The sequence below is a fragment of the Bacillus sp. ISO11 genome (assembly GCF_003458115.1).
GTDB classification, from domain to species: Bacteria; Bacillota; Bacilli; order Bacillales; family Bacillaceae_G; genus Bacillus_A; species Bacillus_A cereus.
Genome location: NZ_QXCO01000018.1, coordinates 74,295 through 100,832 on the forward strand (window position 1 = coordinate 74,295; position 26,538 = coordinate 100,832).

Consider the following 26,538-nt stretch of genomic DNA (forward strand, 5'->3'; position numbering starts at 1 on the left):
GGTGTAACTGTTTTGGCAACATCATCCACTTTACATTAGTTTTCTAAAGGATTCAAGTGAATTGTATAGATTTCATACACAATTCATATTTTAAAACGCTTTCACTGTTTTTAATAAGATAAACAAAAAAACGTAGCCAAAAAGCTACGTTTTTCTTTCATCGTTTCGGTGTATTTTTATGATTCTTCAAAAACGGAAGCGGGAATTGCTTACGGAAATGCTCTTTAATCATATACTCTACACCGTTTTCACTATTTGTACGTGTGATCCAATCTGCTGCTTGCTTTAATTCTACAGGCGCGTTCCCCATCGCTACCCCAAGTCCCACGTTTTCAATAACCTCTAAATCTTCCATACTATCTCCAATCGCAACCATTTCATTTAGCGAAATATTTAAATGCTCTCCAAGCAATTGTAATCCACGTAACTTTGATACATTTTGCGGTAAAATTTCTATTCGTTTTGAATCACATTCAACATACTCTACATCTTGGAATGCTTTTCTTAATGTGTTCAGTCCTCTTTCTTTTTCACCTTTACTTTGGAAAAGAACATCAATTTTTGGCGCCGCTACCGGATGGTCCCGAAGCGCATCACCTAACGAATCTACAAATTGAACTGGATAAAATAACGGATCTGCGCTTGATAATACAGTGCGCGCAATTAAGTTTGGTGTATTTCTCTCACGATTTCCTATCGAAAACCGTTCATGAGAAATACGTACGTTACAATCAAAGTGCTCTAACACTTGCACAATGTTAAAAGTCTTCTCTTCAGACAATCTTCTTTGAACGTACGGCTTATCTAACGTTGCTGAAACGAAAGCACCACCATGTGTCACTAATATAGAATCTAATTTTAACGCCTTTGCTACTTTATGAGCGGATTGAAAATTACGACTCGTAAATAACGTAACGTATACATCTTTTCTTTTTACAAATTCAATTGTTTCTCTTAATCCTTTTGCAATTTTTCCATTGTTGTATAGTAGTGTCCCATCTATATTAAGAGCTAGTAAGCGATAAATCATGTCGCACTCCCCCTCTTCGCTGTTGTACTCTATCCATAATTTATGAAATAAACCCGATAAATAGAACGAGTTAGAATTACTACTGAAAATTTGGTTTACTATATACATATACACTTAGTAAAGGAGATAGTACAATGCAGGCACCTCCTTCCTTTTATGAAGGCGATACGTTAGAAGTCGCAAAAAAATTACTCGGGCAAAAACTTGTTCATATTGTAGACGGAATAAAGCGAAGCGGAATCATTGTAGAAGTAGAAGCATATAAAGGCCCAGATGATAAGGCCGCACATAGTTACGGAGGCAGACGAACAGATCGCACAGAAGTTATGTTTGGTGCACCAGGGCATGCTTACGTATATTTAATTTACGGTATGTATCATTGCTTTAACGTTATTACAGCGCCAGTGGGCACCCCGCAAGGTGTTCTCATTCGAGCTCTTGAGCCAGTAGATGGAATAGAAGAAATAAAACTAGCGCGCTACAATAAGACCGAAATTACAAAAGCGCAGTACAAAAATTTAACGAACGGTCCTGGCAAACTATGCCGTGCACTTGGCATCACTTTAAAAGAACGCGGCGTATCGTTACAAAGTGATACGTTACATATTGAATTAGTTCCAAAAGAAGAACACATATCATCACAATATAAAATAACAGCAGGACCTCGTATTAATATCGACTATGCAGAAGAAGCTGTACATTATCCGTGGCGTTTTTATTATGAGGGGCATCCGTTTGTTTCAAAGAAATAAGCGATATCAACGATTTTTCAAATATATCTATCGTAACTTACAATATATCAACGGTTCGACAAGAAATATCGATTTATCGACAAATAATAACATTACGAATAAAAGAAGACTGTTCCAAAATGGAACAGTCTTTCCCTCTTACTCTGCACCTTCCGCAGTTGCAATATTATCCTCTAAATTTTCTCTTGATAATTCAGCCGCCATAAAATCTGCTGTTTCTGGAAGTGCTAAATGCATATGAGCTTTTTGACAAATTTGGATCGTGCAGTTTTCTACAACATAGTCGAAAACATGTCCGCCTCCGCTTCTTTCATCATCAATGTAATGTAAGTGGAATCCAGCTACCCCAATACCTTGTGCGTAATCTGGTGTCCAAAATCCAGCAAGCGTACCTTCTGTATTTTCAAACGAAAAGATTGGTTGCGATTTCGTCACTTCAACGAGTGGTGTATACGGTTTTTCTTGTCTTGGAACAGTTCTCGTTCTTACTTCACGGAACGTACCGTCCATTCGAATAGCGTAAAATAAGTTTTTACTTGGCATTAATTCATGTAATAACGCTTCAACTTCTTCACGATTCATCGGACGCTCTACCGTATAACTCATTTCTTTTTCAAAAAACGTTACAGTCGCAAACGGTGTTGTTTCTTCTGGCTCTACTTTTTCCGCTGAACCGTCTGAACGTAAATGATAAAATTCATTATCAAATGCAATCATTTCACCATCTAATTGATCAAATGTGCCGATGCCGAAGTCACCATGTTTTTTCAAATCTTCAAAGCTAATTACACCATCATATATACCATCTAATAGCGCAAGCATTGTAGATGTTTGATATACTTCATTACTCGTTTTCGTTTTTTTTGCATCAATATCAATTAATTGCGCAACAGTCATCTCAAATCTGCCTCCATTAGTTTAATTGGTTTGGTAATAATTTTTCGCTTAATTTAATGTTGTCACGATAGTCAATTGGAATATCAATAATGACAGGGCCGTCTGCTGCTAATGCTTCTTTTAATACCCCTTCTAATTCATCAGGCGTGTTAACACGAAGACCTAACGCCCCGAAACTTTCCGCATATTTCACAAGATCAACATCGCCAAACTCTGTAGCGGATGTTCTGCCATATTTCATCATTTGTTGGAATGCAACCATATCATATGTGCCGTCTCTCCAAACAAGATGGACGATTGGAGAATTTAAACGTACTGCCGTTTCTAACTCCATCGCTGAGAATAAGAAACCACCGTCACCTGATACGGAAACTACTTTTTTACCTGGTTCTACTAAAGTCGCTGCGATTGCCCAAGGAAGTGCAACACCTAACGTTTGCATACCGTTACTAAATAATAATCTACGTGGTTCATAAGAACGGAAACATCTCGCCATCCAAATAGAATGGGAACCGATGTCACATGTAACGGTTGTATCGTCACTAATTAAAGAACGAAGTGTACGAATCACTTGAAGTGGATGCGTAACACCTTCTGAAGGACGATTTGGAACTTCTGCTTGTTCTGATAATTTTGCGCGTAATCGTTCTAATACCGCTTCTGATTTCGTACTTAATACAAGTTTCGGTAATTTCTCCGCGATGCTATTTACCGTTAAGGCAATATCACCAATTAATTCACGCTCTGGCTGGTAATCATGGTCGATATCTGCTTGATGGTCGTCAAGATGAATAATCGTTCTGTCGCCAAGTTTATTCCAGAACTTTGGATCATACTCGATTGGATCATAACCGATAGAAATAACAAGGTCTGCTTCTTCTAGTAAAATATCACCTGGTTGGTTACGGAATAATCCAACGCGGCCGAAGAAATGATCTTCTAACTCACGTGAAATCGCACCAGCTGCTTGATATGTTTCAACGACAGGAAGTTCTGTATCCGCAATTAATTTACGAACAGCTTTCGTCACTTCATTTGTGCTCGCTCTCATACCGAGTAAAATAACTGGTAATTTCGCTGATTTTATTTTTTCTACTACATATGTAATATCATTTGTGGGAGCGATTCCAAGCTGTGGCTTAGAAAGCGCACCGATAGACTCTACAGTTGTTTCCGCAGTCATAACGTCTTGCGGAAGACTTACTAAAGTAGCTCCCGGATTTGTGGAAGTCGCACTTCGAAATGCATTACTAAGTGCTTCTGGCACATTATCAGGATGCTCTACTTCTACGCTATATTTTGTGATTGGTTCGAATAGTGCAGCATTATCCATAGATTGATGCGTACGTTTTAATCGATCCGTACGCGGTACTGCACCAGCTAAAGCAACAACGGGATCACTCTCCGCATTCGCAGTAACAAGACCTGTCGCTAAATTTGATGTCCCTGGCCCTGAAGTTACAAGACATACGCCCGGTTTCCCTGTTAATCTACCAATAGCAGCTGCCATAAATGCTGCATTTTGTTCATGACGACAAACGATTAACTCTGGTCCTCTTTCTTGCAATACATCAAATACAGAGTCAATCTTTGCTCCTGGAATACCGAAAACATGTGTAACACCTTGTTTAATTAAACAATCAACAACAAGATCTGCTCCTTTTGTTTTTGTCTTCACGTCGTTTACTTTTACACCTGTACTCAAACTAATCATTCCTTTGTTTCATAATTTGTGTAATAAAGATTTTTAATTTCACCTAGTTAATTAATGTGGTGAAGTATCATTTATCATTATATTACAAATGCATTATTTTTCCAACAATATGAATTCGATATTATTTTGACAAGATTTAAAGAATGCGCTTACAACCTTTTGTTTATCTTAAAATAACATTTTTATATCTCTTCTAAAAATGTACAAAAATACTTCCACCTATTCACATTATTAACAAATTTATAGTACCTTGCAAAGAACAATAGCAAATGATATATTTGTAAATAATGGAATAACCATTATTTGTAATTCCATTTACGATTAATATACACCCTTCAAAAGGTAGATACAGATTGTGCTGTTTAGAAAGAAGATAGGACTCTCAGCTGTAATTTATCATTTTATAAAGGAAAGTGATTGTTATGAACAAAAGTGGATTTTTGGAACAACTTAGTTCCTCTCTGCAGAATATGCCTAATTCAGAAAAGAAGGATATTATCTCGGAGTACGAAACTCATTTTATTAGTGGTAAACAAGATGGAATATCTGAAGAGGAAATTTCTAAAAAACTAGGAAACCCTAAAACTATCGCTAAAGAACTTAACGTTTCATATGCAATAAGCAACGCTGACAATAGGCGCAGCCTAAAAAACATTATGACAGCACTGTTTTCTGTTATGAGCTTAAGTGTTTTAAACTTTATCTGTATCATTATCGCCTTTTTCGTATTACTCTTTCTATTACCACTTCTTCTAGCACTTATAATTGCTACACCGTTATTAATTATTTCACCTATATTATTAATAGGGTTAGGATTCTTTAAAGGGTTTCATCAAATCAGTTATTCTGATGTTTACAATGTATTCATAGCTTTTTGCATCGGCTTACTAATATCCGTCATATCTTATCAAATGATAAAACATATATACTCACTTTTAGTTAAGTATTTAAAATGGAATTTAGCTATTTTACAAAGATACTAATGAATGTAAAAGGAGATTACTATGAAAAAATATATTTTATATCCACTCATGTTACTTACAATGTTATTTCTATCAGCTTGTTCAAACAGTGTACAGCCTAAGGAAAAAAATGATGTACAATCTATCAAAGATGTTGCTATTAAAGTTCCAGAAAATATATTTAGTTCCTCAAAGAAAAATCAAACTATTAGTGAAGACGAAATGAAACAAAATATAAAAAATTATATAGATTATAGTTGGAAGTTATCTGAAAATATAATCCCTCTCGCTTCAACAAATTCTGATAAGAATTTCACTGAATCTGACCGAGAAAAATTACAAAAACTAATTGATTTAGCGAAACAAAACGATATGAATTTCCATGAGTTTATTAGTAATAATAATTTACCTAATGATTATAAAAAACCTTCAAAAGAAATCTATGAATTTATGTCATCATCTACGGATATTTTCGTAGAGCTAGATCAAGAATTAGACAAACTCGCCCAAGATGGTAACTTATTCAATGCCAATTTTTCTTTTACGAAACGCCTTGAGAAAATAAATGGGAGGAAACAAAAAGAAATTGAAAAGTTTTTGAACGAAAAAAATATTAAAACTTCAATTAACAGCAATAAAAAAAATTAACCGATGTGTTACATATCCCTTTCAAAATAATCAATAAGAAATGGCTATTTTGAAACGGAGTTTTTGTGATATAACTATTAAATTCCCTAAACAAAAAAGACGCTCCGCTAGGAGCGTCTTCCACTATTACGCTTGTTGTTGCGCGCTATATAATTCTTCAAGTGGCTTCATGATAATTTTGTTAACGTCACCGATTACAACGTTTAGGCGTTGCTCAGTTTCCATTAATTTTGTAATTTTAGCATCTTGTTGAATGCGAGCTACAACTTCTTGTGCTTGTTGGTTGTCTTCTTCAGTGATTTCTTGGCCTTGCATCATTTTTTGTTGTAGGCTAAGTTGCATTGTACGGAACTCATCGAATAAGTTCTTTGAAGCTGTGTCAGCTTGAACTGCTGCGTAGCTCTCTTTTAAAGTTTTGAAGTCATCGTTTTCAGCGATTGCTTTTTGTAATTCATATGCAACATCATGAATGTTCTTTGTCATTTTATTTTTCCTCCTTTAGAAGGCTAGCGCTTTTCATACGCACTGCCTTTTCAGTGCATTTACATACGCACCTCTTCTTACCATATCAAACTATGCAAGAGATGTGAAGAAATTTCACTTTTATTTCTATGTACTCACCTTATTATCTAAGAAACAATAGTAACAATCCTTGTACGAGCCCGATCATTCCGCCTAATAACGCTCCTAAATACGTAATCATTTTCAATTCGTTTTTCGTAATAGACAGAACTAAGTCTTCTAATCTTTCTGTTGAGAATGTAGACACTTCTTGCTGGACAATTTCCGCAAGGTGTAGATTGTTTAGTATACTCTCTACGTTTTCTGTTCCCCACTTTAAGCCTTTCGTTACTGCACTTGGAACCACTTTTTCAATAATTGTTTCTCGAACTGGTTCACATACTTGCTGAACAGATTGATTTAAAAACTTACTCACTGTTTCCTCTACTTTAACTGCTGGCAGCACGGAGCTTACAATCATTTCTTTCTCTACAAATGCTTCTAATTCTTTTACATCTCTTCCTTTTAACTTTTCCCACTCTTTTTGCAGTACGTCAGTTAAAAGCTGCTTTGTAGCATCTTGCCCTAAAAACTTAATAACTTCTGGCTGCACACGATCCACAACACTTACATTTCCTAAAAACATCCCAACTAAGTTAAGTAGCGTTCCACGAGAAGCAAAGAAATCATCAATCATTTTTGAAAGACGCGCTTTCCCTTCTTCACTTTCAAAAAAGCTAATTCCTCGCTCTAAAATAAACGCCGAGGCATTCGGAATCGCATTCTCTATCTTTTCATGTACAGAATGAGGTAAAGCCTGTTCCCATGTATATGTATAATACTCTGCTAAAAATGCATGAATTTTTTCTGTAATCACATGTTCGATTTTTCGAGTCGCTTCTTCTTCTACATGTGCTACATTCCATTTTCCTAACATATATCGCAGTGATTGTTCATTCGTAATTACTTTATCCACTTCCACTTGCGCCCAGTGAATTAAACCTTTTTGAAACTCTTCATTTGTTAGCTTTTTTCCGATTCCTTCTGGTGTTAACAAATGTTCTACAACCATTTTTCCTAATTGAACAGCAAGTTCATCACGCCGCTTCGGAATTAACCCTGGTGTAAATAGAACTTGAAACTTTCCGATATAAATAGGACGATGAGGACGAAATAACATTTTTATCGCTAGATGATTCGTATATCCTCCAATAATTGCTCCGAGCCCTGTCGTCGTTAACATATTTAACCATATATTCATTACAATCAACCTTTCACTTCTCCAAAACTATAGCATATCATCATACGGACAAAAGTATAATGGTATAAAAACGTATTTGCAATATATAGCTTCGCCTATTATGCAAATAGTAGTAAAGGAGTGATTTCGTTGGTTCTCGGCCTTTTAACTTCTAAACTTCATTATGAGCAAACGTATTACACCGAAATCGCTAAACGCGCTCGGCTTTATCATAATGTCGTTGCCCAGTTTACGCCATTTTGTATTGATCCTAAAACAGACCTTGTTTCTGGTCTTATTTACGATACAGATACAGGAAAATGGAAAAGGCAAACATTCCCTATTCCTTCTTATATATATGATCGTTATTCTTTTCACGAGGAAACAGACTTTGAAAAAACAAAATCAATTATTCACTCTTTGCACAATCGTCCTTCCACTACCTTTTTAAATAACACACTTATTAATTCAAGTGAACTACATGATTTATTTCTCACTAATAAAAAACTGTCTCCTTATATACCAAAATTTGAAATTGCGACGATACAAAACATTTTCAAACTGTTGTTAAAAACTAAAGATATTATTATACGCCCCACTAATATACATTCTAAAGATAACTTATATCGAGTCGCTTACAAAAATAAAAGGTTTCATATCGATACAGTAAATGAAAAATACCATACTTCTATTCCAATCAAACGCACAGACGAATTTATATCTTGGTGTAAATCTAACATACGTTCATCACGTTACATAGCGCACACTATGCTACAACCACCAAATCAATTAACATATCCACTGCACATTCGAACTATTTTGCAAAAAAACAAAGAACAAACTTGGAATGTTATCGGTCAATTTATACAAAAAAGCTCATTTCCTAATCAGCTTTTACCCTCAGCAACGGACGATGATTCATTGCATTCATTTTCAAAAATTAAATACGTACTATCTAGTACAGGTGTGCAACTATTGCACGACGCTTTACACGACATTATAAATGAAGTATTCCAAACACTAGATCAGTCTTATTCTTCGTTATTTGAACTAGAACTTTCCACAATTATGGATCAAAAAGGTGCAATCTGGCTTATGTATGTCAACACGATCCCTCCTTACGAACAATACATTCGTCATAGTGATTCATTAGCTGAAAAGATATTTCACGGACCACTTAAATTCAGTCGCTTTACACCATAATGAAAGGAGGTAAACCTATTTTGAAAGAACATATATATACATTAAATATTTCAGATGAACATCCAAATAGCATTACTTTACCTTACGTTTTTTCTATTACACCACCTATTACATCCCTCTCCTTCGGCATACGTCATATAGCAAGTGAAGAAGTAAAAATTCATTATTCCTTTACTCGCGAAATTATTATCGGAAAGCATATTGCCGAAAAACTTTTACTGCCTCAATCAACTACTATTCATGCATTCACACAAAACCAAACGATTATTTTCGGACCATTGATCGGCATTTTCACAACTGGCTTTAACGATGATTCTTCTAATCCTTTAGGAAATCGTTCAATTGCTCTCAGTGAGTTGTTAACACCACCATTCTCATTACGACCGTTCGTATTCGTCTTTGGCGTTCAACATATAAACTGGGAAGAAGAAACAATTGAAGGATATTTCTTTCGAGAGAAACAATGGATAAAGAAAAAGGTTCCTTTACCAAACGTCATTTACGATCGACTACCGAATCGACAAGCGGAAAATTACAAACCAATTGTCAGAGCAAAAAGAAAATTAGAACAAGACTACTCCATTCCATGGTTTAACCCAGGTTTTTTCAACAAATGGGAAGTTCATCAACTTCTTATGAAAGACGAATCAATTAGACCCTTATTACCAAACACAGAAGCATTTCAGCATTTTGAACAAGTAGAACGGTTTCTTGGCACGTATAAATCTGTGTACATGAAACCAATACACGGGAGCTTCGGTAGAAATATTCATCAAATATTTTATTCTCAAACAGAGAATTGCTACTACTGTCGTTATCGCGAAAATGAAGAAAATAAACTAAGAAAGTATCAATCATTAGAAACTCTTCTAAACCACGTATTAAAAGGGCATGATTTAAAAAAGTTTATCGTACAGCAAGGTATTTCGTTACTTCGCTTTGATGGTCAACCTGTTGATTTCCGCATTCATACAAATAAAAATCATTTCGGTAATTGGATAGTTAGTGCAATCGTCGCCAAAATCGCCGGCAAAGGCAGTTTAACAACGCATGTAAATAGCGGCGGTAATACAAAATTGCTACAAGAGCTTTTTCCAGATTCAACGAAGCAAGTTCAAATTGAAAATAAATTAAAACAAACAGCTCTGCAAATAAGTTATGCACTCGACGAGCAAGTAACTGGAAACATCGGTGAGATTGGTTTCGATATCGGTTTAGACACAAAGGAAAATCCGTGGTTATTTGAAGCCAACTCTAAACCTGGGCGAACTGTATTCCAAGATGCCAAATTAAAAGAACAAAGTGAACTGACACGCCAGTTATTTTACGAATATGCCATCTACTTAACTGAACATTCTTTACGTGATACAAAAGAAAAAATGTCCCAAATAAAATCCGGGACTTCATCAAACACCGAATGTATCCCTTCTCCTATGATTCACTCACAAATGCAAAAACAAAAACTTCCACCTAGATAATAAGGTGGAAGTTTTCTATTTACACAAGTTTTACTACAACCTCAGTTTCCACATTACATACTCCGCAATAAAAAATATGATTGCAATATTCATTTGAATTATTATGCGTTAAACCATCTACTGCACTTAATAATTCTTGATCCATATAGGCACTATAATTGTCTATATAATCTACAGACTTCCCATAATCTTGGAGTATACTTTGGCAATTTTGACAAGAATATGTTTGTGATTCTAATGCGTTGCAAAGCGGGCAAATCCCCATTATGATTCCTCCATACTTTATCGTTTAAAGCCTCTCTTTTTTAGAGTGAAGAGAGCAACCTATCCAGACATAGGAGTGCCCACTCCATCCCTACTTAAAAATAGAACTATAAAGTTGCTACCGATTTCATTTTTATTTCAATAAATCCTATATAAGAAGCTAATAATTAGCCTACAAGTAGCAGGCTACAATGAGAAAATTATATTTAATATCCTCCTTAGTTTGGCCTGTTTTCTTAAAAATACAACGATTACTCTTATTTCATAATTTACGAAATCAATAAGTTTTTTTGACAAAATTTACAAATTATTATTTTGTATATCTTTCTAGGTAACATCCATACTATGAGTACAAACTTAATTACCGATGGATTAGCGCCAACCGGGGCGATAATCTGGTTCAACTCCAGCTAGTCCAACCAAAAAAACTTTTATAACTCTAAGGAGGATATATTCCTATGGCAAACCAAAATTCTTCAAATCAATTAGTAGTACCAGGTGCAACAGCTGCAATCGATCAAATGAAGTACGAAATCGCTCAAGAATTTGGTGTACAATTAGGAGCAGATTCTACGGCTCGCGCTAACGGTTCAGTTGGTGGAGAAATCACAAAACGTCTAGTTGCAATGGCTGAGCAAAGCCTTGGCGGATTCCACAAATAAATATATATGGCAAAAAGGTCTCAAGGCATATGCCTTGAGACCTTCCTTAATTTATTGCAACATTTGTAAAAACTTCTTCGTACGTTCTTCTTTTGGATTTGTAAATACTTCTTCTGGTGTACCTTGTTCGACAACGACACCACCATCCATGAAAATAACACGGTTCGCAATTTGATGTGCAAAACGCATTTCGTGCGTTACAATAACCATCGTCATGCCTTCTTTAGCAAGTTCTTTCATTACTTTCAGAACTTCTTGAACGAGTTCAGGATCAAGCGCTGACGTCGGCTCATCAAATAGTAACACTTCCGGCTCCATCGCAAGCGCGCGCGCAATTCCAACGCGCTGTTGTTGTCCGCCTGATAATTGGAACGGATATAAATCCACTTTATCTGCTAAACCAACTTTTTCAAGGAAATAGTTTGCTTTTTTCTTCGCTTCTTCTTTCCCCATCTTTTTCACTGTAACGAGCCCTTCCATTACATTTTGAAGTGCTGTTAAATGCGGGAATAAATTATGGTGCTGGAATACCATACCTGTTTGCGTACGAAGATTAACAATATCTTTCTTCGTTACTTTTTGAGAGAAGTTAAGCTCTTTATTACCGATACGAATATTACCAGCGTTTGGCGTTTCTAATACATTGAGACAACGTAAGAATGTCGTTTTACCAGATCCAGACGGCCCAATAATAACAACAACCTCGCCCTTCTCAACTGTTAAATCTATATGCTTTAGTACGGTATTATCTCCGAAACTTTTTTGTAAGTGCTGAATTGAAATCATAAAAACAAAAACTCCTTTTGTAAAAGGATTATTTTAATGTGTAGCGTTCTGAACGCTTTTCTAACATCTGTTGTACGATTGATAATAAGAAACAAATAACCCAATAAATAAGACCTGCTTCAAAATAAACAATTAAAAACTCGTAGTTCATCGCCGCAATTTCCTGCGCTTTTCGGAACATTTCTGTTACTAAAATTAACGATGCTAACGAAGTATCTTTCACTAAGCTAATAAATGTATTCGAAAGCGGCGGGATTGATACGCGCGTTGCTTGTGGTAAAATAACACGTTTTAATGCTTGTGGATATGTCATCCCAATTGTATAAGCTGCTTCCCACTGCCCTTTCGGAATGGAAAGGATAGAAGCACGAATAATTTCAGATGCATATGCACCGACATTTAATGAAAATCCAACAACTGCTGCTGTATATGGCTCAACTTCAATATTAAGAGTTGGAAGACCATAGAAAATAATAAATAGCTGTACAAGAAGTGGCGTTCCGCGAATGATAGATACATAGATACGAGCAATCCATTGTAAAATACGACTACCAGAAATACGTGCGAGCGCTGTTAACGTTGCCAATATAATCCCGATAATAAATGTAATAAGCGTTAATGGAATTGTTGTAAAAACAGCTTCCTTCAGCATAGGCATGAAGGAAGTCTGCATAATATCTATCCAAGTAGACAATCGATCTGAAACCAATGCACTACTTAGATACATTTTCACCGAACCATTTTTTCGTTATTTTGTCATACGTACCGTCTTTTTTCATATCTTCTAACGCTTTATCTACTTCTTGTACAAGCTTAGTGCTACCTTTACGGAATAAGAATCCACTTTCTGAAGCTTCTTTTTCAGTATCTACAATTTTAATTTTTGCATCTTTTTTCGTTTCTAAATAATTTAATACTGATAACTTATCATTAATTGTAAAATCAACGCGTCCTGAAGCTAATAATTCTGCCGCTTGGCTAAATCCTTCTACCCCAATAATTTCCGCACCGTTTTTCTTAGCAATATCTGCATAGTTACTCGTTAAAGATTGTGCTCCTTTTAAACCTTTTACATCAGCAAATGTAGCAGGCTTATCTTTATCTTTTGCAATAACTAATGCCGCTGAAGATGAAATGTATGGTTTAGAGAAATCGTATTTCTTTTGACGATCTTCACGAATACCAACTTCGTTTGCAACCATATCGAAACGTTTTGCATCTAAACCAGCAAGTAAGCTATCCCATTGTGTTTCTTTAAATACAGGTTTTACACCTAAACGTTTTGCAACTTCTTCTGATAGTTCAACGTCAAATCCAGTTAATTTATTGCTTGAATCATGGAATGTGAACGGTGCGTATGTACCTTCTGTTCCAATTACAAGTTCACCGCTTTGTTTTATCTTTTGTAACGCGTCTTGACTAGCTGTATCTTTTTTCTCTTCTTTACCGCAGCCGGCTACAATCCCGATCGCTAATGTAGTTACTGCAAGCACTGAAAATAATTTCTTCATGATAGTAATCCTCCAAGTATTCTGATAGGAATTTAAAAACTATATTGATTGTATGCAATCTTGAACAATTTTTCAATGAAAATGTTCTTATTTAGTTTATCCTTTTTCTTCATAATCAAACAAAAGGGAAAAATAATGCTACATACAAAAAATAAGTAACATTTTTTAATATAGCATTTATTGTACGAAAGGTAAAATAATACTTCTTATTTAACTGCCCTGATTCACTAAAAAAAGAACTTGTGAAAATCACAAGTTCTCTCCCATACCTATTAAGCGCTCTGGTTCCCTTCCATTTGCGTTTTGTACATATCATAATAACGCCCGCGCTTTTTCATTAGCTCATCATGAGACCCTTTTTCTAAAATGGTTCCTCTATCAAGCACAATAATTTGATCTGCGCTTTTAATTGTTGAAAGTCGGTGAGCGATAATAAATGTCGTTCTTCCTTTTTTCACAACTTCTAGCGCTTGTTGAATCATCGCCTCTGTTTCTGTATCGATACTAGATGTCGCTTCATCTAAAATTAAAATGGCTGGGTCAAAAGCGAGCGCCCTAGCAAACGATATAAGCTGACGTTCTCCGGTTGAAAGAGTACTTCCTTTCTCCGTAATTTCTTCATTTATATTGTTCGCAAATCTTTCAGCACCAACATCACGCAATGCTTTTACGATGCGCTCTTTTGAAATTTTTTCATTTTCTAAACTTACATTAGATGCTACTGTTCCGCTAAATAAAAACGGATCTTGCAGTACAATTCCCATATGTTCACGAGTTGCTTGTTTCGGCATCTCTTTTACATCATGACCATCAATCGTAAGCTTTCCTTTTTCAAACTCGTAAAACTGAAAGAGTACGTTCATAATAGAACTTTTTCCTGATCCAGTATGACCGACAAGTGCCACGGTCTCGCCTTGTTTCGCTTCAAAAGAAATATTTTTTAGCACTTCATCTTTCCCATTATAAGAAAACGATACATTATCAAACTTCACATTTCCTTGTAAGCGAGGCATACGCTCTTCTTCTACTGCTTCTCCTTTTTCCTCTAACAATTCAAAAACACGCTCTGATGCAACACGCGATTGTTCTAAGTTAGCAAGCTGATTCACCATATTTGTAATCGGTGAGAACAATCGTGTTAAATAATCAACGAACGCATACAGTATCCCTAGAGAAATGACGCCTGTAGCACTTAATGAAGCTCCACCGAAATACCAAATCACACCTGTGAAAGCGATATTTCTTAATACGGATACTAAATTATGAGAAGTTGCTGCATTTAAATTCAAAATTTTATTTTGATACTTAAAATAATCGCCATTTAATTCTTCAAACTCTTTTTTCGTTTCACGCTCTTGACGGAACGCTTGAATAATTGGCATCCCTTGAATGGATTCATTTACTGTTCCGTTAATATCAGATAAACGCGAACGCATTTTATGATTGTATACAGACGCGTACTTTCTATAAAGAATTGCCCAAACGATTAAAATCGGGATAATGAGTAAACATAACGTCGCCAATTTTACATCAAGTAAAAATAGCGCAGCGAATATCCCAATAATATAGATGATACTTGAAACGAATGTCGCAAGTACCGTTACGTATAGATCACGAATGGCTTCCGTATCATTCGTTACACGCGACACAATTTTCCCTGCTGGTAAATGATCGAAATAACGAATTGGCAACGTTTGAATATGAGAAAAGACATCTTCCCTCATAATTTGAATAATTTTGTTCGCTGCCTTCTGTAAGAAAAATTGCTTTCCGTATGCAAATAATGAAACGACTACTAATAAAGCAAAATAGCCACCACCAAGTAGGAGTAAACGGTTTATTTCTGGTTTATAAAACGCAAACACTTCTTCTTTCGTCAATGCTTTCGCTTTATACACTTGCACCGCCTTACCATTTTGAACGGTAATCATATCACCTTTTACAGTCCGTGACCCTTCCGCATTTACTTTATTCGGTACAAAATAATATTGAAAACCGACTTGCATCACGCGTACTTCTTTACCTTTTGTCTCGCCTTGTGCAAAGCGATCACTTCGCTTATAAAAAGCCCCATTATACGAAACAGCATCTTCACTCTGTACTGTTTCATACCAAGGTTTCTCTATCCCGACGATATGATCGTCAATCATCGTTTTAGCGACGAAAGGACCAGCAAGCTCTGCGATGACGAAAATAAATAACATTAACATCGCAGCAAAAATCGTCCCTTTCACTTTCATCGCGTATTGAAACAATCGTTTTGAAACGCTCATATTTTCACCCCTCTATCTGCACTTTCACTTTCACCTTGTTGTCTTTCAAACTGTTCAGCATACCATCCTCCCTTTTGGATAAGCTGAGCATGCGTACCTTCTTCTATAACTGCGCCTTCATCCATAACGAGAATCCAATCCGCATGTTGCACTGCAGATAAACGATGCGTCGTAATAATCGTCGTCTTTCCGCTTCTTTCCGTTCTTATATTTTCAATGATCGCTGCTTCCGTACGAGCATCTACAGCTGATAAAGAATCATCCAAAATTAAAATTTCTGGATTTTGAATAACAGCTCGTGCAATCGAGATCCTTTGTTTTTGCCCTCCTGATAAAGAAACACCTTTCTCTCCAACGAGCGTTTCTAACCCTTCTGGCAAAAACTCTAAATCCTTTTTAAACGCAGCAATTTCAATTGCTTTCTCTAGTTCTTCTTCAGTCGCTTCCCTATTTCCGAATAAAATATTTTCTCGCGCTGTTTTTGAGAATAAAATATGCTCCTGCGGTACATAACCAATCCAGCCGAGTACATTTTCATTCGTCATTTTATCTAATGTCACATCAGAAACTGCAATATCTCCATCTCCAAGTGGATATTGACGAAGAAGCTGACGTACAAGCGTCGTTTTCCCGCTTCCTGTTTTTCCGACAACCCCAAGCGTCTCCCCTTGTTTTAAGGTAAACGAAACCTTTTTTAAATTTGTTTCAGTTGATGAAGGATATGAAAAGGTAACGTCATCAAACTGAATATAATCCGGCTCTTGCACAAGCTTTGGATGTTTCGGATCCTTTACATCTGGTTCATACGCTAACGTTTCATTCACACGGTCAAGCGAAGCATTTCCTCTTTGCATAACATTAATTAATTCACCAATTGCAAACATCGGCCAAATCATCATCCCTAAATACACGTTAAATGAAACAAGTTCACCAAGTGTTACCTTTGATTGAAATACAAGATATGCCCCGTACACTAAACCGATTAAATAACTAAGGCCAACAAGCATTTTCACAGTTGGTTGGAATAATGCGTCAATTCTCGCTACTTTCATATTTTTTTCGTAGACGTCATCTCCTAAGTTATGAAATCTTTCCTCGTCTGCATTCTCTTGTACGTATGCACGAATAACGCGCACACCAGCGATTGATTCAAGCACTTTATCGTTCATATCACCAAACGCATCTTGCGCAACGGTAAATCTTTCATGCAATTTCTTTCCATATATATTCATCGCATACGCCATAATTGGAAGCGGAATAAGCGCTGCAAATGTAAGCTCCCAACTAATTGTAAATCCCATCATAAAAACGATCGTAAGCATGTATAAACTAGAATCCACAAGCGTTAATATACCAAAACCAGCTGTCATAGCGATTGCTTTTAAATCATTCGTTGCCCTCGCCATTAAGTCGCCAGTACGATTTTTTTGATAAAAAGTCGGCGTCATCTTAAGTAAATGCCCCATAAATTTAGAGCGCATCGTTTTCTCAAGTACAAATGCACCTCCAAACAATTGATGTTGCCATACGAAAGTAAGACCATACCCAACGATTGTAACCCCTATTAAAATAAGAATAGATTGCATAATTGCTTCGTTCGATAACGTTCCTGTTTTTATATTATCTATCGTAACCCCTAACACTTTCGGGGGAATAACTTCAACTATATTCACAATTAAAAGAGCTCCAATGGCAATACTATATCTCTTCCAGTGCTCCCTAAAAAACCATTTTAACTTTAGTAATACTGATAACAATGTAACCTCTCCCTTCTCGTTCTCGTTTACCTCTCATTTCTTTATCCACTATCCAGACCCATCACATTTACATTTCGTAACCCATACAATCTCATCACATTTTTCCACCTTCCAAAGTTTTTTATCGAAACCAAACAAGGGAAAATAAACAAAAAAAAGCATACCGCCGCTTGACGATATGCACAGGAATGCATAAAAAGCGTACGTTACGATATACGCAACGTACGCTTTTTATAAGACAAAGATGCCCTATATATCCGTACGGGTTGCGTAATGATATGAATGTTTTCTGCCATTTAACAGAGCTAAGCCCATTACATTTACGATTACAATCATTACGCACACCCCCTTCATTTATTTTCCATTTATAATCTTACAACTTTATTGAGTATTCCGTCAATTATTTTTTCACACTTCAAATAAAAATATATGATACACCATTTTGAAATAAGGGAATGTTCTGTAAGAAAGGGCATACAAAATAAAAAAAGAATAAGAAATCGTTTTCACAAACATTTCATTTGAAAAATGTTATCAAACCCCCTACAATCACCTTATACTCACTCTTACAAGTTGCTATTTTAGGAGGACTAATCATGACAACTAGCAATACGTACAAATTTTATTTAAACGGAGAATGGAGAGAAAGCTCTTCAGGAGAAACAATCGAAATTCCATCTCCATACTTACACGAAGTAATTGGACAAGTACAAGCAATTACTCGCGGAGAAGTGGATGAAGCAATTGCATCTGCAAAAGAAGCTCAAAAATCATGGGCTGAAGCTTCCCTACAAGATCGCGCAAAATACTTATATAAATGGGCTGATGAGCTCGTAAATATGCAGGATGAAATTGCCGATATCATTATGAAAGAAGTCGGTAAAGGATATAAAGATGCGAAGAAAGAAGTTGTTCGTACAGCTGACTTCATTCGTTACACGATCGAAGAAGCTTTACATATGCACGGAGAAAGCATGATGGGCGATAGCTTCCCGGGCGGTACAAAATCTAAACTTGCGATTATCCAACGCGCACCACTTGGTGTTGTATTAGCAATCGCACCATTTAACTACCCAGTAAACTTATCTGCTGCAAAACTTGCACCAGCATTAATTATGGGTAACGCTGTTATTTTCAAACCAGCAACTCAAGGTGCAATTAGTGGTATTAAAATGGTTGAAGCACTTCACAAAGCTGGCCTTCCAAAAGGTCTTGTAAACGTAGCTACAGGACGCGGTTCTGTAATTGGTGACTACTTAGTAGAGCACGAAGGCATCAATATGGTATCGTTCACAGGTGGTACAAACACAGGTAAACATTTAGCGAAAAAAGCTTCAATGATTCCACTTGTATTAGAACTTGGTGGTAAAGATCCTGGTATCGTTCGTGAAGATGCTGACTTACAAGATGCTGCAAACCATATCGTAAGCGGTGCATTCTCTTACTCTGGTCAACGTTGTACAGCTATTAAACGTGTACTTGTACACGAAAACGTAGCGGACGAGCTTGTTAGCTTATTAAAAGCGCAAGTAGCTGAACTATCAGTTGGATCTCCAGAACAAGACAGCACAATCGTTCCATTAATTGACGACAAGTCTGCTGACTTCGTTCAAGGTTTAGTTGACGACGCTGTAGAAAAAGGTGCTACAATCGTTATCGGTAACAAACGTGAGCGTAACTTAATTTACCCAACATTAATCGATCACGTAACAGAAGAGATGAAAGTTGCTTGGGAAGAGCCATTCGGCCCAATCCTTCCAATCATCCGTGTTTCTTCAGATGAACAAGCAATTGAAATTGCTAACAAATCAGAGTTCGGTCTGCAAGCAAGTGTCTTCACTAAAGACATTAACAAAGCATTTGCAATTGCTAACAAAATCGAAACTGGTTCTGTACAAATTAACGGACGCACAGAGCGCGGCCCTGACCACTTCCCATTCATCGGTGTAAAAGGTTCAGGTATGGGCGCACAAGGTATTCGTAAGAGCCTTGAGTCTATGACACGTGAAAAAGTAACTGTATTAAACTTAGTTTAATCTTATAAAAAGAAGCTGATCTATTTTTAGATCAGCTTCTTTTCTATATAAATACTTCCGAAAAACGGAGTATTTCGTTCTACTTCCGATTTGGTTTTCCAAATCGAACTAAAACATGCCATAATAATTTTAATTCCTGAAGCACTTCTTCATAAGTTCCACGATCACTCCAAGATAATGGATTGCGTTTCAAATCCACTACAGCAGAGCCAATTATATTTGCATCGATGCAATGATTCCGTGCAATGCGTCTTGCTAAAGATGGCATTTTTGAACCTCTAAAATCCATCGGAACTTCGTCTACCATAAGTACAAAACCGATGTGCCAATACAAATCAATCGCATACTTCAGGCAAATTTCTTCTAAAACTCTTCCTACATCCGTACCCTTAAATGAAGGATCTGCAACAAGCACCTCTACGTCTTCTTTAAGAGAAATCTCTCCATGAATTTGCGCTTCGATATAATGATTAAGATTACGGGCTGGCTCTTTGCTTACTAAATCTATAAACGGCCTTTTCAGGTTAGCCAGTAAATGATTAATTAATATTGTTGGAGTCAAATTTCCTTCACCAATTGCAAAATCTCTTACAAATGTCTCTTCCAAAAGAGCAGCTAAAATCATATCAAACTCCTCATAAGTCCCCTTTTCTTTCGGATCTTGATGCGAATCTAAATACGTATATGTAGAGCGCGAAGAAACTTTTGGAGATAAGAGAAAATAACATGAACCAAAACGCGGAGCCGGCCCATCTGGATGTAACATTAAATTTAGCGCTCCATATTTTGGCCGTTGATCATTTGTTACGCCTTCTAATTGATATGCTCCTCCAAATATTCTCTTTTCCCAAAGGTCACGTTCACCACCAGGGTAAGCAGATACGCTTCCATTAGATAGCAATGTTTCAAACTGACTTTTATATACTCCTTGCTCAAACAGTGCTTCAGCAACACTTTTCATATTCGAATCTAGTCTGTCTGGATGAAAGTGTAAAGCAATCCTTGCATGAGATTTTAAATTAGCGACAGCTTCTTCAAATATTTCATCTGTAATATTAGACATTTTAAGTATATGATTAATCGTTGCTTTAGCCCCACGTTTTTCGTTCTCTGCATATTTTGAAATATACTCTAAAGCAAATAATTGAGATCTTAATAATTCCATAATCCAATCTCCCCTTTAATTGAACTGCCCTTAAACACTTCAATTAAAAGCTTATTCTTTCCTTCTTATGAAACGAACCTCATTTATTTAAAAAAGTAATTTACTAAATCTTAATTATGTATACACGCATTTTTCATAGGCAAATGTACACATTCTACAGAAATTTGATACCCTAGCCATCGCTCAGCAATATGTTCAAATGATAAAACAGATCCCGTTGTAAAAAAGCGATGCTTCGGATTCAGATTGTCAGACAAAATTCCTTTGTGCTGTAAAATGGTACTTAACTCTATCGCTGTTTCTTCTGCAGAACTAATAATCGTTACAGCCTCTCCTAACTCACTTTTAATCACAAACTCTTCTCTATAATCTGATTATTACTATATCCATTGACGTATAAAAATTCATTTGTTACTCTTAAAGACGTTAATTTAATATTTAAATCCTCATTCGTATCTCGGTGAGGTAGAGGTTGCAATCATTAAGAGTATCATTTCAGGAGATGTAGTGGCATTGATGAAGGAATGAGAAAGGAATGGTTGCCGAAGTAAGTCGTGTCCACCATGCACGCTTGCTGGGTCTGCATTTAATAAGTGCAGAACTGTCACAAACGTTTCGTTTGTGGAGAGCTATCGAGAGGTATGTCGTGGGTTTCTTATAAGATAGAAAGCATGTAGCGGCAGATTACGTGCTTTTTTTGTTTTGTTTGGGACTTCTCTTCCTGACTCAGGAAGACATACATATCTCCTCGCTTGACTTGGTTATACTAACTTTGGAGGTATTTTTCTATGCAACAAAAAAAATGGGGCTTTTGGGTACTAACAGCTTTCGTTGTCGGTAACATGGTTGGCGCTGGTATTTTCATGGTACCAAGTACGTTGGCACAAACAGCAAGCCCACTCGGTGTCACTTTAGCTTGGTTAACTACAGGGTTTGGTGTTTTAATGCTAGCTCTTGTTTTCGGTAATTTAGCAATTCGTCGTCCTGATTTAACGACAGGGCCACAAAGTCATGCATATGCTTTATTCTCAACACCAAAAAAGAAAAAAATGGCTGGCTTCAGTATGGTATGGGGATATTGGGTTGCAAACTGGGCAAGTAACGTTGCCATCATTACATCATTTGCGGGATATTTATCACTCTTCTTCCCAATTATGAAAGATACGCGACTACTATTTTCAATCGGCTCGTTTAACGTAGAAGTCGGAAAACTAATTACATTTACGATTTGTTCCATCTTACTTTGGGGAACTCATATTATATTAACAAACGGTGTAAGCGGAGCTGGAAAGCTAAACTTCTTAGCAACAACAACGAAAGTAACTGGATTCCTTTTATTCATCGTCGTTACGTTATTTGCATTCGAAGCTTCTAAGTTTGGACAATGGTACACACCGATGATTGATAAATCAGGTGCATCACATGGTCTTCTTTCACAAGTAAATTTAGCTGCTCTTACAACGCTTTGGGCGTTTATCGGAATTGAATCAGCCGTTCTTTTATCAAACCGTGCTGTTTCTCCAAAAACGGTAAAACGTGCAACAGTTGCGGGATTACTTATTACAGTTGCGATTTACTTAGGAATTACAATTTTAACAATGGGTGTACTTCACGTTGATAAATTACAAGCTTCTGAACGTCCATTAGCAGATGCACTAAACGCTGCAATGGGTCATGGCGGCGGGAAACTGATGGCATTACTTGCTCTTACTTCCCTGTTCGGTTCTATCTTAGGCTGGATTTTATTAAGCTCAGAAGTACCTTATCAAGCAGCAAAAGAAGGTTTCTTCCCTTCCTTCTTCACGAAAACAAATAAAAAAGGAAGTCCAATTTACTCATTACGATTAACAAACATTATGTCGCAAGTATTCCTATTCTCAACATTATCAGGAACCATTGCGGAAGCTTATACATTCGTTATTACCGTATCGACACTGGCCTACCTCATTCCATATCTCGTTTCACCAATCTTCCAGTTAAAACTAGTCGCTACTGGTGAAACATATAAAAATGAAATGCGGGCAAGAATTACAGATGGCATAGTCGCAGTTATCGCACTTTGCTACGCACTGTGGGTTATTAAAACCGGCGCATCCGATATAAAAACGTTCCTTCTCGGAATTGGTTTATTTGTAATTGGATTTGCTTTCTATCCATTAATGAATCGTGATCAGAAAAAAAATAACGAAAAGAAAAACGGGCAAGTTGCATAACGCAATTTGCTCGTTTTTTCTTTTGTAAAACATATATAATAGAACAAAGAGGTGAAAAACATGTCAATCGAATCGCTATGGAGCAGTCGCTTCCAACAACATATTCAAAATATCATTACATACTTTGCACGTATGATTAACGGTTTACTATATAGCTTTATCTTTATTTCATGCGTTGGTGCATATTATTATGCTCAGTTTCTAAAAGCATCTCCTTCTAAAGGAATATCTTTAATGATTATAACGATTGTACTTACGTTCATTATAACGAGATGCCCTATCCGTACATTTATTCAGAAACCTGACGCTGTCTATTTACTAGCACTAGAAGAGAAATTAACTTCTTATTTCAAAAAATCTCTTCTATACAATTACATCATTCAGCTTTTCCCATTATTATTTACGTTCCTTATTCTCGTACCACTTGCTATGCAATCATTGCAATTAACGGTACCTTTCTTATGTACAATCTTTATCGTGTTAATGATTATGAAAGCCTGGAACATGTACATACATTGGATGTGGCGTGATAGTCACGAAAAAAATATATGGCTGATCATTCGTATTACTTGTAACGCCCTAATCATTTACATGCTGTTTTATTCCGCAAATGTTCTCATATTGGGCGGACTACTCTTACTACTTGCTTTCCTACTTCTATATACGAAAAAACAGCCTACAAAACGAATACCGTGGGATTACATAATCGAGCAAGAAGAAAAAATGAACGTTCGTTTTTATCAATTTGCTAGCATTTTCACCGATGTTCCGCAACTGAATAAAAAAGTAAATAAAAGAAAATGGCTTACAAATTGGATTGAACCTTTATTACATAAAAAACGAGCAACTTTCTTCTACTTACATACACTAGCATTTTTACGTGGAAATGATTATTTCGGTATATATATTCGCTTAGGATTGATCGGTGCTTTCGCCTTATATTTCATACCAAATATATACGTAAAAGGTGCTATCACTTACATCGTTCTATATATGATCTCTATGCAGCTTCGTTCACTATGGAAATATTTTTCGGGAAATATTATTGCAGCATTATATCCAATCCATACTGAAGAAAGAATGAAACAATTTCTTAGCTTAATCTTTATATTGCTAAGTATTCAACTCATTGTATTTTCGAGTGTTATACTCATTGCTACAGGTCAATTTTTACATAGCCTTATCATTATGATTGTCGGGTTACTCTGGATCAAATTTATTATTGTACCAAAAACGAAGCAACGCGTTTCTTCGTTTTAACGAAAAGAAATATCTTAAACGCCAAGGAGAAAATAAATTATCCTTGGCTTTTTTATTTTGCTTCCTCAAACAAGAATCACTGAAACAACCGATATTTATGATTTTTACATACAAAAACGATAATACATGTTTACGACCTAATAAAAAGGGTATCTATTAATTAACAGAGTAAAGGAGGGGCCTATATTGTGAATAAAAAAACGGAACAATTGAAGCATCACGTTACTGACAATCAATGCAAACATGCTTTAACAACAAATCAAGGGGTAAAAATAGCTGAAGATGAATTTTCTTTAAAGATGGGCTTAAGAGGCCCAACCTTAATGGAGGATTTTCACTTTCGTGAGAAAATGACCCATTTTGATCACGAACGAATTCCCGAAAGGATTGTTCATGCACGCGGGGTTGGCGCTCATGGTTATTTTCAGCTTTATGAATCTTTAGAAACATATACGAAAGCAGATTTTCTTACTAATCCTTCAAAGAAAACACCTGTATTTGTACGGTTCTCAACCGTTCAAGGTTCTAAAGGATCCAACGACACAGTAAGAGATGTACGCGGATTCGCCACAAAATTTTATACAGATGAAGGAAACTATGATTTAGTAGGTAATAATATGCCAGTATTCTTTATCCAAGATGCTATTAAATTTCCTGATTTTGTCCATGCAGTTAAACCAGAACCACATAATGATATTCCTCAGGGAGCTAGTGCTCATGATACATTTTGGGATTTTGTTGCGCATAATCCCGAGTCTACTCATATGGTGATGTGGCAGATGAGTGATCGCGCAATTCCGCGTAGTTTACGGATGATGGAAGGTTTTGGAGTCCATACATTTCGACTCATTAATAAAGAAGGAAAAGCCTACTTCGTAAAGTTTCACTGGAAACCTACCCTCGGAGTTCATTCATTAGTATGGGATGAAGCTCAAAAGATTGCTGGGAAAAATCCCGATTTTCATCGTCAAGATTTATACGAAGCAATTGAAAAAAGGGATTATCCTGAATGGGAGCTTGGATTACAATTAATTCCAGAAGAAGATGAACATAAATTTGATTTTGATATTTTAGACCCAACGAAATTATGGCCAGAAGAAGAAGTTCCCGTAAAATTAGTCGGTAAAATGACACTGAACAAAAATGTTGATAACTTCTTTGCTGAAACAGAGCAGGTAGCTTTTCACCCTGGTCATGTCGTACCAGGTATTGATTTTTCAAATGACCCTCTTCTGCAAGGAAGATTATTCTCCTATACAGATACACAATTATCTCGTTTAGGGGGCCCTAATTTCCATCAAATCCCTATCAATCAGCCCGTATGTCCTTTTCATAATAATCAACGTGATGGTATGCATCAAATGCAGATTCATCGCGGTCAAACAAGCTATCATCCTAATGGATTAAATAACAATCAACCTGCAACCGTCCAAGCCGAACAAGGAGGATATGAACATTATCAAGAAAAGATTGATGGGCATAAAATTAGAGGTCGCAGTAAAAGCTTTCTTAACTTCTATTCTCAGGCTAAACTTTTCTACAATAGTATGAGCCCTATTGAAAAGCAGCACATAAAAGAAGCTTTTTGCTTTGAAGTTGGGAAGTGTAAATCAGACATGGTGAAGGCAAATGTAATTGCTCTTCTAAACCACGTCGATCGTCAATTAGCACAAGAAGTCGCTAACATTATTGGAGCTCCTTTACCTAAGGAAAATCACGAAGTAAATTCAGATGCAAAATCACCTGCACTAAGTATGTCCAATACTATTTTTAAATCTGATTCCAAAAATGTTGCAATTCTATTAAATGGTGACCCAAGCGTCTCACTTCTGTCCGAATGGATTCAAGCTTTTGTACAACACCGAATTAACTATAGCATCATAGATAATAAAATTTATCAGTTCAATGATTCCATTAAAGTAACTGATACTTATACAACAACAGACTCCTCCCTTTTTGATGCAGTATTAGTGTTTAGTAGTGAGTCTGTCATTCAACCCCCTGTTTTAGAATTTGCAGAAACTACTTTTAAACATTTTAAACCGATAGCTCATGTCCTTAGTAATCCTCATGCTTTGGACCATAGTAAGATTAAACTGGATGGAGCAGGAGTTTACAACTTAACAAATACTTCAATTGAATCATTTATAGAAGGCATTGCCCAAGGAAGATTCTGGAGCCGATAA

Annotated in this window: 22 protein-coding genes, 1 pseudogene and 1 riboswitch; of the genes and pseudogenes, 10 read left to right on the forward strand and 13 right to left on the reverse strand. The window is 36.3% G+C overall.

The window, feature by feature from the left end; all coding sequences use genetic code 11:
• Positions 1–157: 157 nt before the first annotated feature.
• A complete protein-coding gene (locus tag D1166_RS19005) occupies positions 158–1,030 on the reverse strand; it encodes a Cof-type HAD-IIB family hydrolase (protein WP_118043378.1) in 873 nt (290 codons plus the stop codon).
• 134 nt (positions 1,031–1,164) lie between these two features.
• Between D1166_RS19005 and D1166_RS19010 the strand changes: the two genes are divergently transcribed.
• Positions 1,165–1,782: a DNA-3-methyladenine glycosylase gene (locus D1166_RS19010; protein WP_001148797.1), complete on the forward strand. Its 618-nt coding sequence runs from the start codon at positions 1,165–1,167 to the stop codon at positions 1,780–1,782.
• Positions 1,783–1,920: 138 nt separating this feature from the next.
• On the opposite strand, the gene alsD is transcribed toward D1166_RS19010, so the two are convergent.
• Together alsD and alsS are read right to left on the reverse strand one after the other, a co-directional pair.
• On the reverse strand, positions 1,921–2,679 hold the full coding sequence (alsD, locus tag D1166_RS19020; RefSeq protein ID WP_000215020.1) for an alpha-acetolactate decarboxylase: 759 nt from the start codon (positions 2,677–2,679) through the stop codon (positions 1,921–1,923).
• A gap of 16 nt (positions 2,680–2,695) precedes the next feature.
• Positions 2,696–4,384: an acetolactate synthase AlsS gene (gene alsS / locus D1166_RS19025; RefSeq protein WP_097856508.1), complete on the reverse strand. Its 1,689-nt coding sequence runs from the start codon at positions 4,382–4,384 to the stop codon at positions 2,696–2,698.
• Positions 4,385–4,815: 431 nt separating this feature from the next.
• Here alsS and D1166_RS19030 point away from each other — a divergent pair, with 431 nt between their 5' ends.
• Positions 4,816–5,376, forward strand: coding sequence for an HAAS signaling domain-containing protein (locus D1166_RS19030; RefSeq protein ID WP_001043093.1), 561 nt, complete (start codon positions 4,816–4,818; stop codon positions 5,374–5,376).
• A gap of 21 nt (positions 5,377–5,397) precedes the next feature.
• Positions 5,398–6,003 carry an NDxxF motif lipoprotein gene (locus D1166_RS19035; RefSeq protein WP_097856509.1) on the forward strand — a complete coding sequence of 202 codons (606 nt, stop codon included), beginning with the start codon at positions 5,398–5,400 and terminating at the stop codon, positions 6,001–6,003.
• Positions 6,004–6,129: 126 nt separating this feature from the next.
• On the opposite strand, the gene D1166_RS19040 is transcribed toward D1166_RS19035, so the two are convergent.
• Positions 6,130–6,486 (reverse strand): YlbF/YmcA family competence regulator, encoded by a 357-nt coding sequence (locus tag D1166_RS19040; RefSeq protein ID WP_000164610.1) that lies wholly within the window; start codon positions 6,484–6,486, stop codon positions 6,130–6,132.
• A 142-nt stretch (positions 6,487–6,628) separates the two neighbouring features.
• Positions 6,629–7,765, reverse strand: a complete 1,137-nt coding sequence (locus D1166_RS19045; protein WP_118043384.1) for a DUF445 domain-containing protein — start codon at positions 7,763–7,765, stop codon at positions 6,629–6,631.
• 129 nt (positions 7,766–7,894) lie between these two features.
• Here D1166_RS19045 and D1166_RS19050 point away from each other — a divergent pair, with 129 nt between their 5' ends.
• Both D1166_RS19050 and D1166_RS19055 read left to right on the forward strand, forming a co-directional pair.
• The gene (locus D1166_RS19050; protein WP_097856511.1) at positions 7,895–8,947 is read left to right on the forward strand and encodes a YheC/YheD family endospore coat-associated protein; all 1,053 of its coding nucleotides are present in this window, start codon (positions 7,895–7,897) and stop codon (positions 8,945–8,947) included.
• Between the two features lie 20 nt (positions 8,948–8,967).
• Positions 8,968–10,425: a YheC/YheD family endospore coat-associated protein gene (locus D1166_RS19055; protein WP_097856512.1), complete on the forward strand. Its 1,458-nt coding sequence runs from the start codon at positions 8,968–8,970 to the stop codon at positions 10,423–10,425.
• Positions 10,426–10,444: 19 nt separating this feature from the next.
• Here the strand turns inward: D1166_RS19055 and D1166_RS19060 are convergent, their stop codons facing one another.
• Positions 10,445–10,690, reverse strand: coding sequence for a hypothetical protein (locus tag D1166_RS19060; protein ID WP_097856513.1), 246 nt, complete (start codon positions 10,688–10,690; stop codon positions 10,445–10,447).
• A 457-nt stretch (positions 10,691–11,147) separates the two neighbouring features.
• Here D1166_RS19060 and sasP point away from each other — a divergent pair, with 457 nt between their 5' ends.
• Positions 11,148–11,351, forward strand: a complete 204-nt coding sequence (sasP, locus tag D1166_RS19065) for a small acid-soluble spore protein, SasP family (RefSeq protein ID WP_000013338.1) — start codon at positions 11,148–11,150, stop codon at positions 11,349–11,351.
• 51 nt (positions 11,352–11,402) lie between these two features.
• Here the strand turns inward: sasP and D1166_RS19070 are convergent, their stop codons facing one another.
• From D1166_RS19070 to D1166_RS19095, 5 genes are all read right to left on the reverse strand, one after another.
• A complete protein-coding gene (locus tag D1166_RS19070) occupies positions 11,403–12,137 on the reverse strand; it encodes an amino acid ABC transporter ATP-binding protein (protein ID WP_000623610.1) in 735 nt (244 codons plus the stop codon).
• A 28-nt stretch (positions 12,138–12,165) separates the two neighbouring features.
• Positions 12,166–12,864, reverse strand: a complete 699-nt coding sequence (locus D1166_RS19075) for an amino acid ABC transporter permease (protein ID WP_000281499.1) — start codon at positions 12,862–12,864, stop codon at positions 12,166–12,168.
• On the reverse strand, positions 12,851–13,648 hold the full coding sequence (locus D1166_RS19080) for an amino acid ABC transporter substrate-binding protein (RefSeq protein ID WP_070757333.1): 798 nt from the start codon (positions 13,646–13,648) through the stop codon (positions 12,851–12,853). The genes D1166_RS19075 and D1166_RS19080 overlap by 14 nt, the downstream gene beginning before the upstream one ends.
• A 272-nt stretch (positions 13,649–13,920) precedes the next feature.
• A complete protein-coding gene (locus tag D1166_RS19090; RefSeq protein ID WP_097856514.1) occupies positions 13,921–15,921 on the reverse strand; it encodes an ABC transporter ATP-binding protein in 2,001 nt (666 codons plus the stop codon).
• Positions 15,918–17,678, reverse strand: a complete 1,761-nt coding sequence (locus tag D1166_RS19095) for an ABC transporter ATP-binding protein (RefSeq protein ID WP_097856515.1) — start codon at positions 17,676–17,678, stop codon at positions 15,918–15,920. The genes D1166_RS19090 and D1166_RS19095 overlap by 4 nt, the downstream gene beginning before the upstream one ends.
• A gap of 596 nt (positions 17,679–18,274) precedes the next feature.
• Here D1166_RS19095 and gapN point away from each other — a divergent pair.
• Positions 18,275–19,714, forward strand: a complete 1,440-nt coding sequence (gapN, locus tag D1166_RS19110) for an NADP-dependent glyceraldehyde-3-phosphate dehydrogenase (RefSeq protein WP_000213634.1) — start codon at positions 18,275–18,277, stop codon at positions 19,712–19,714.
• A gap of 79 nt (positions 19,715–19,793) precedes the next feature.
• Here gapN and D1166_RS19115 read toward each other — a convergent pair whose 3' ends face one another.
• Together D1166_RS19115 and D1166_RS19120 are read right to left on the reverse strand one after the other, a co-directional pair.
• The gene (locus D1166_RS19115; protein WP_097842363.1) at positions 19,794–20,879 is read right to left on the reverse strand and encodes a DUF3626 domain-containing protein; all 1,086 of its coding nucleotides are present in this window, start codon (positions 20,877–20,879) and stop codon (positions 19,794–19,796) included.
• Between the two features lie 110 nt (positions 20,880–20,989).
• Positions 20,990–21,238 (reverse strand): annotated as a pseudogene (locus D1166_RS19120) (glutamate racemase); the annotation flags it as partial.
• 99 nt (positions 21,239–21,337) lie between these two features.
• Positions 21,338–21,519, forward strand: a riboswitch (Lysine riboswitch).
• 148 nt (positions 21,520–21,667) lie between these two features.
• Between D1166_RS19120 and D1166_RS19125 the strand changes: the two are divergent.
• The 3 genes from D1166_RS19125 to D1166_RS19135 all read left to right on the forward strand — a co-directional run bounded on the left by D1166_RS19125 (position 21,668) and on the right by D1166_RS19135 (position 26,538).
• Positions 21,668–23,092, forward strand: coding sequence for an amino acid permease (locus D1166_RS19125; RefSeq protein WP_001186301.1), 1,425 nt, complete (start codon positions 21,668–21,670; stop codon positions 23,090–23,092).
• A 60-nt stretch (positions 23,093–23,152) separates the two neighbouring features.
• On the forward strand, positions 23,153–24,352 hold the full coding sequence (locus D1166_RS19130) for an ABC transporter permease (protein ID WP_097856606.1): 1,200 nt from the start codon (positions 23,153–23,155) through the stop codon (positions 24,350–24,352).
• A gap of 188 nt (positions 24,353–24,540) precedes the next feature.
• Positions 24,541–26,538, forward strand: a complete 1,998-nt coding sequence (locus D1166_RS19135) for a catalase (RefSeq protein WP_097861970.1) — start codon at positions 24,541–24,543, stop codon at positions 26,536–26,538.

What these genes read in the sequence shown, in the direction of transcription:
- D1166_RS19005 (WP_118043378.1), bottom strand. Translation starts at nt 1,030, where the DNA reads ATGATTTATCGCTTACTAGCTCTTAATATAGATGGGACACTACTATAC.
- D1166_RS19010 (WP_001148797.1), top strand. Translation starts at nt 1,165, where the DNA reads ATGCAGGCACCTCCTTCCTTTTATGAAGGCGATACGTTAGAAGTCGCA.
- alsD (WP_000215020.1), bottom strand. Translation starts at nt 2,679, where the DNA reads ATGACTGTTGCGCAATTAATTGATATTGATGCAAAAAAAACGAAAACG.
- D1166_RS19030 (WP_001043093.1), top strand. Translation starts at nt 4,816, where the DNA reads ATGAACAAAAGTGGATTTTTGGAACAACTTAGTTCCTCTCTGCAGAAT.
- D1166_RS19035 (WP_097856509.1), top strand. Translation starts at nt 5,398, where the DNA reads ATGAAAAAATATATTTTATATCCACTCATGTTACTTACAATGTTATTT.
- D1166_RS19040 (WP_000164610.1), bottom strand. Translation starts at nt 6,486, where the DNA reads ATGACAAAGAACATTCATGATGTTGCATATGAATTACAAAAAGCAATC.
- D1166_RS19045 (WP_118043384.1), bottom strand. Translation starts at nt 7,765, where the DNA reads ATGAATATATGGTTAAATATGTTAACGACGACAGGGCTCGGAGCAATT.
- D1166_RS19060 (WP_097856513.1), bottom strand. Translation starts at nt 10,690, where the DNA reads ATGGGGATTTGCCCGCTTTGCAACGCATTAGAATCACAAACATATTCT.
- sasP (WP_000013338.1), top strand. Translation starts at nt 11,148, where the DNA reads ATGGCAAACCAAAATTCTTCAAATCAATTAGTAGTACCAGGTGCAACA.
- D1166_RS19070 (WP_000623610.1), bottom strand. Translation starts at nt 12,137, where the DNA reads ATGATTTCAATTCAGCACTTACAAAAAAGTTTCGGAGATAATACCGTA.
- D1166_RS19075 (WP_000281499.1), bottom strand. Translation starts at nt 12,864, where the DNA reads ATGTATCTAAGTAGTGCATTGGTTTCAGATCGATTGTCTACTTGGATA.
- D1166_RS19080 (WP_070757333.1), bottom strand. Translation starts at nt 13,648, where the DNA reads ATGAAGAAATTATTTTCAGTGCTTGCAGTAACTACATTAGCGATCGGG.
- D1166_RS19090 (WP_097856514.1), bottom strand. Translation starts at nt 15,921, where the DNA reads ATGAGCGTTTCAAAACGATTGTTTCAATACGCGATGAAAGTGAAAGGG.
- gapN (WP_000213634.1), top strand. Translation starts at nt 18,275, where the DNA reads ATGACAACTAGCAATACGTACAAATTTTATTTAAACGGAGAATGGAGA.
- D1166_RS19115 (WP_097842363.1), bottom strand. Translation starts at nt 20,879, where the DNA reads ATGGAATTATTAAGATCTCAATTATTTGCTTTAGAGTATATTTCAAAA.
- D1166_RS19125 (WP_001186301.1), top strand. Translation starts at nt 21,668, where the DNA reads ATGCAACAAAAAAAATGGGGCTTTTGGGTACTAACAGCTTTCGTTGTC.
- D1166_RS19130 (WP_097856606.1), top strand. Translation starts at nt 23,153, where the DNA reads ATGTCAATCGAATCGCTATGGAGCAGTCGCTTCCAACAACATATTCAA.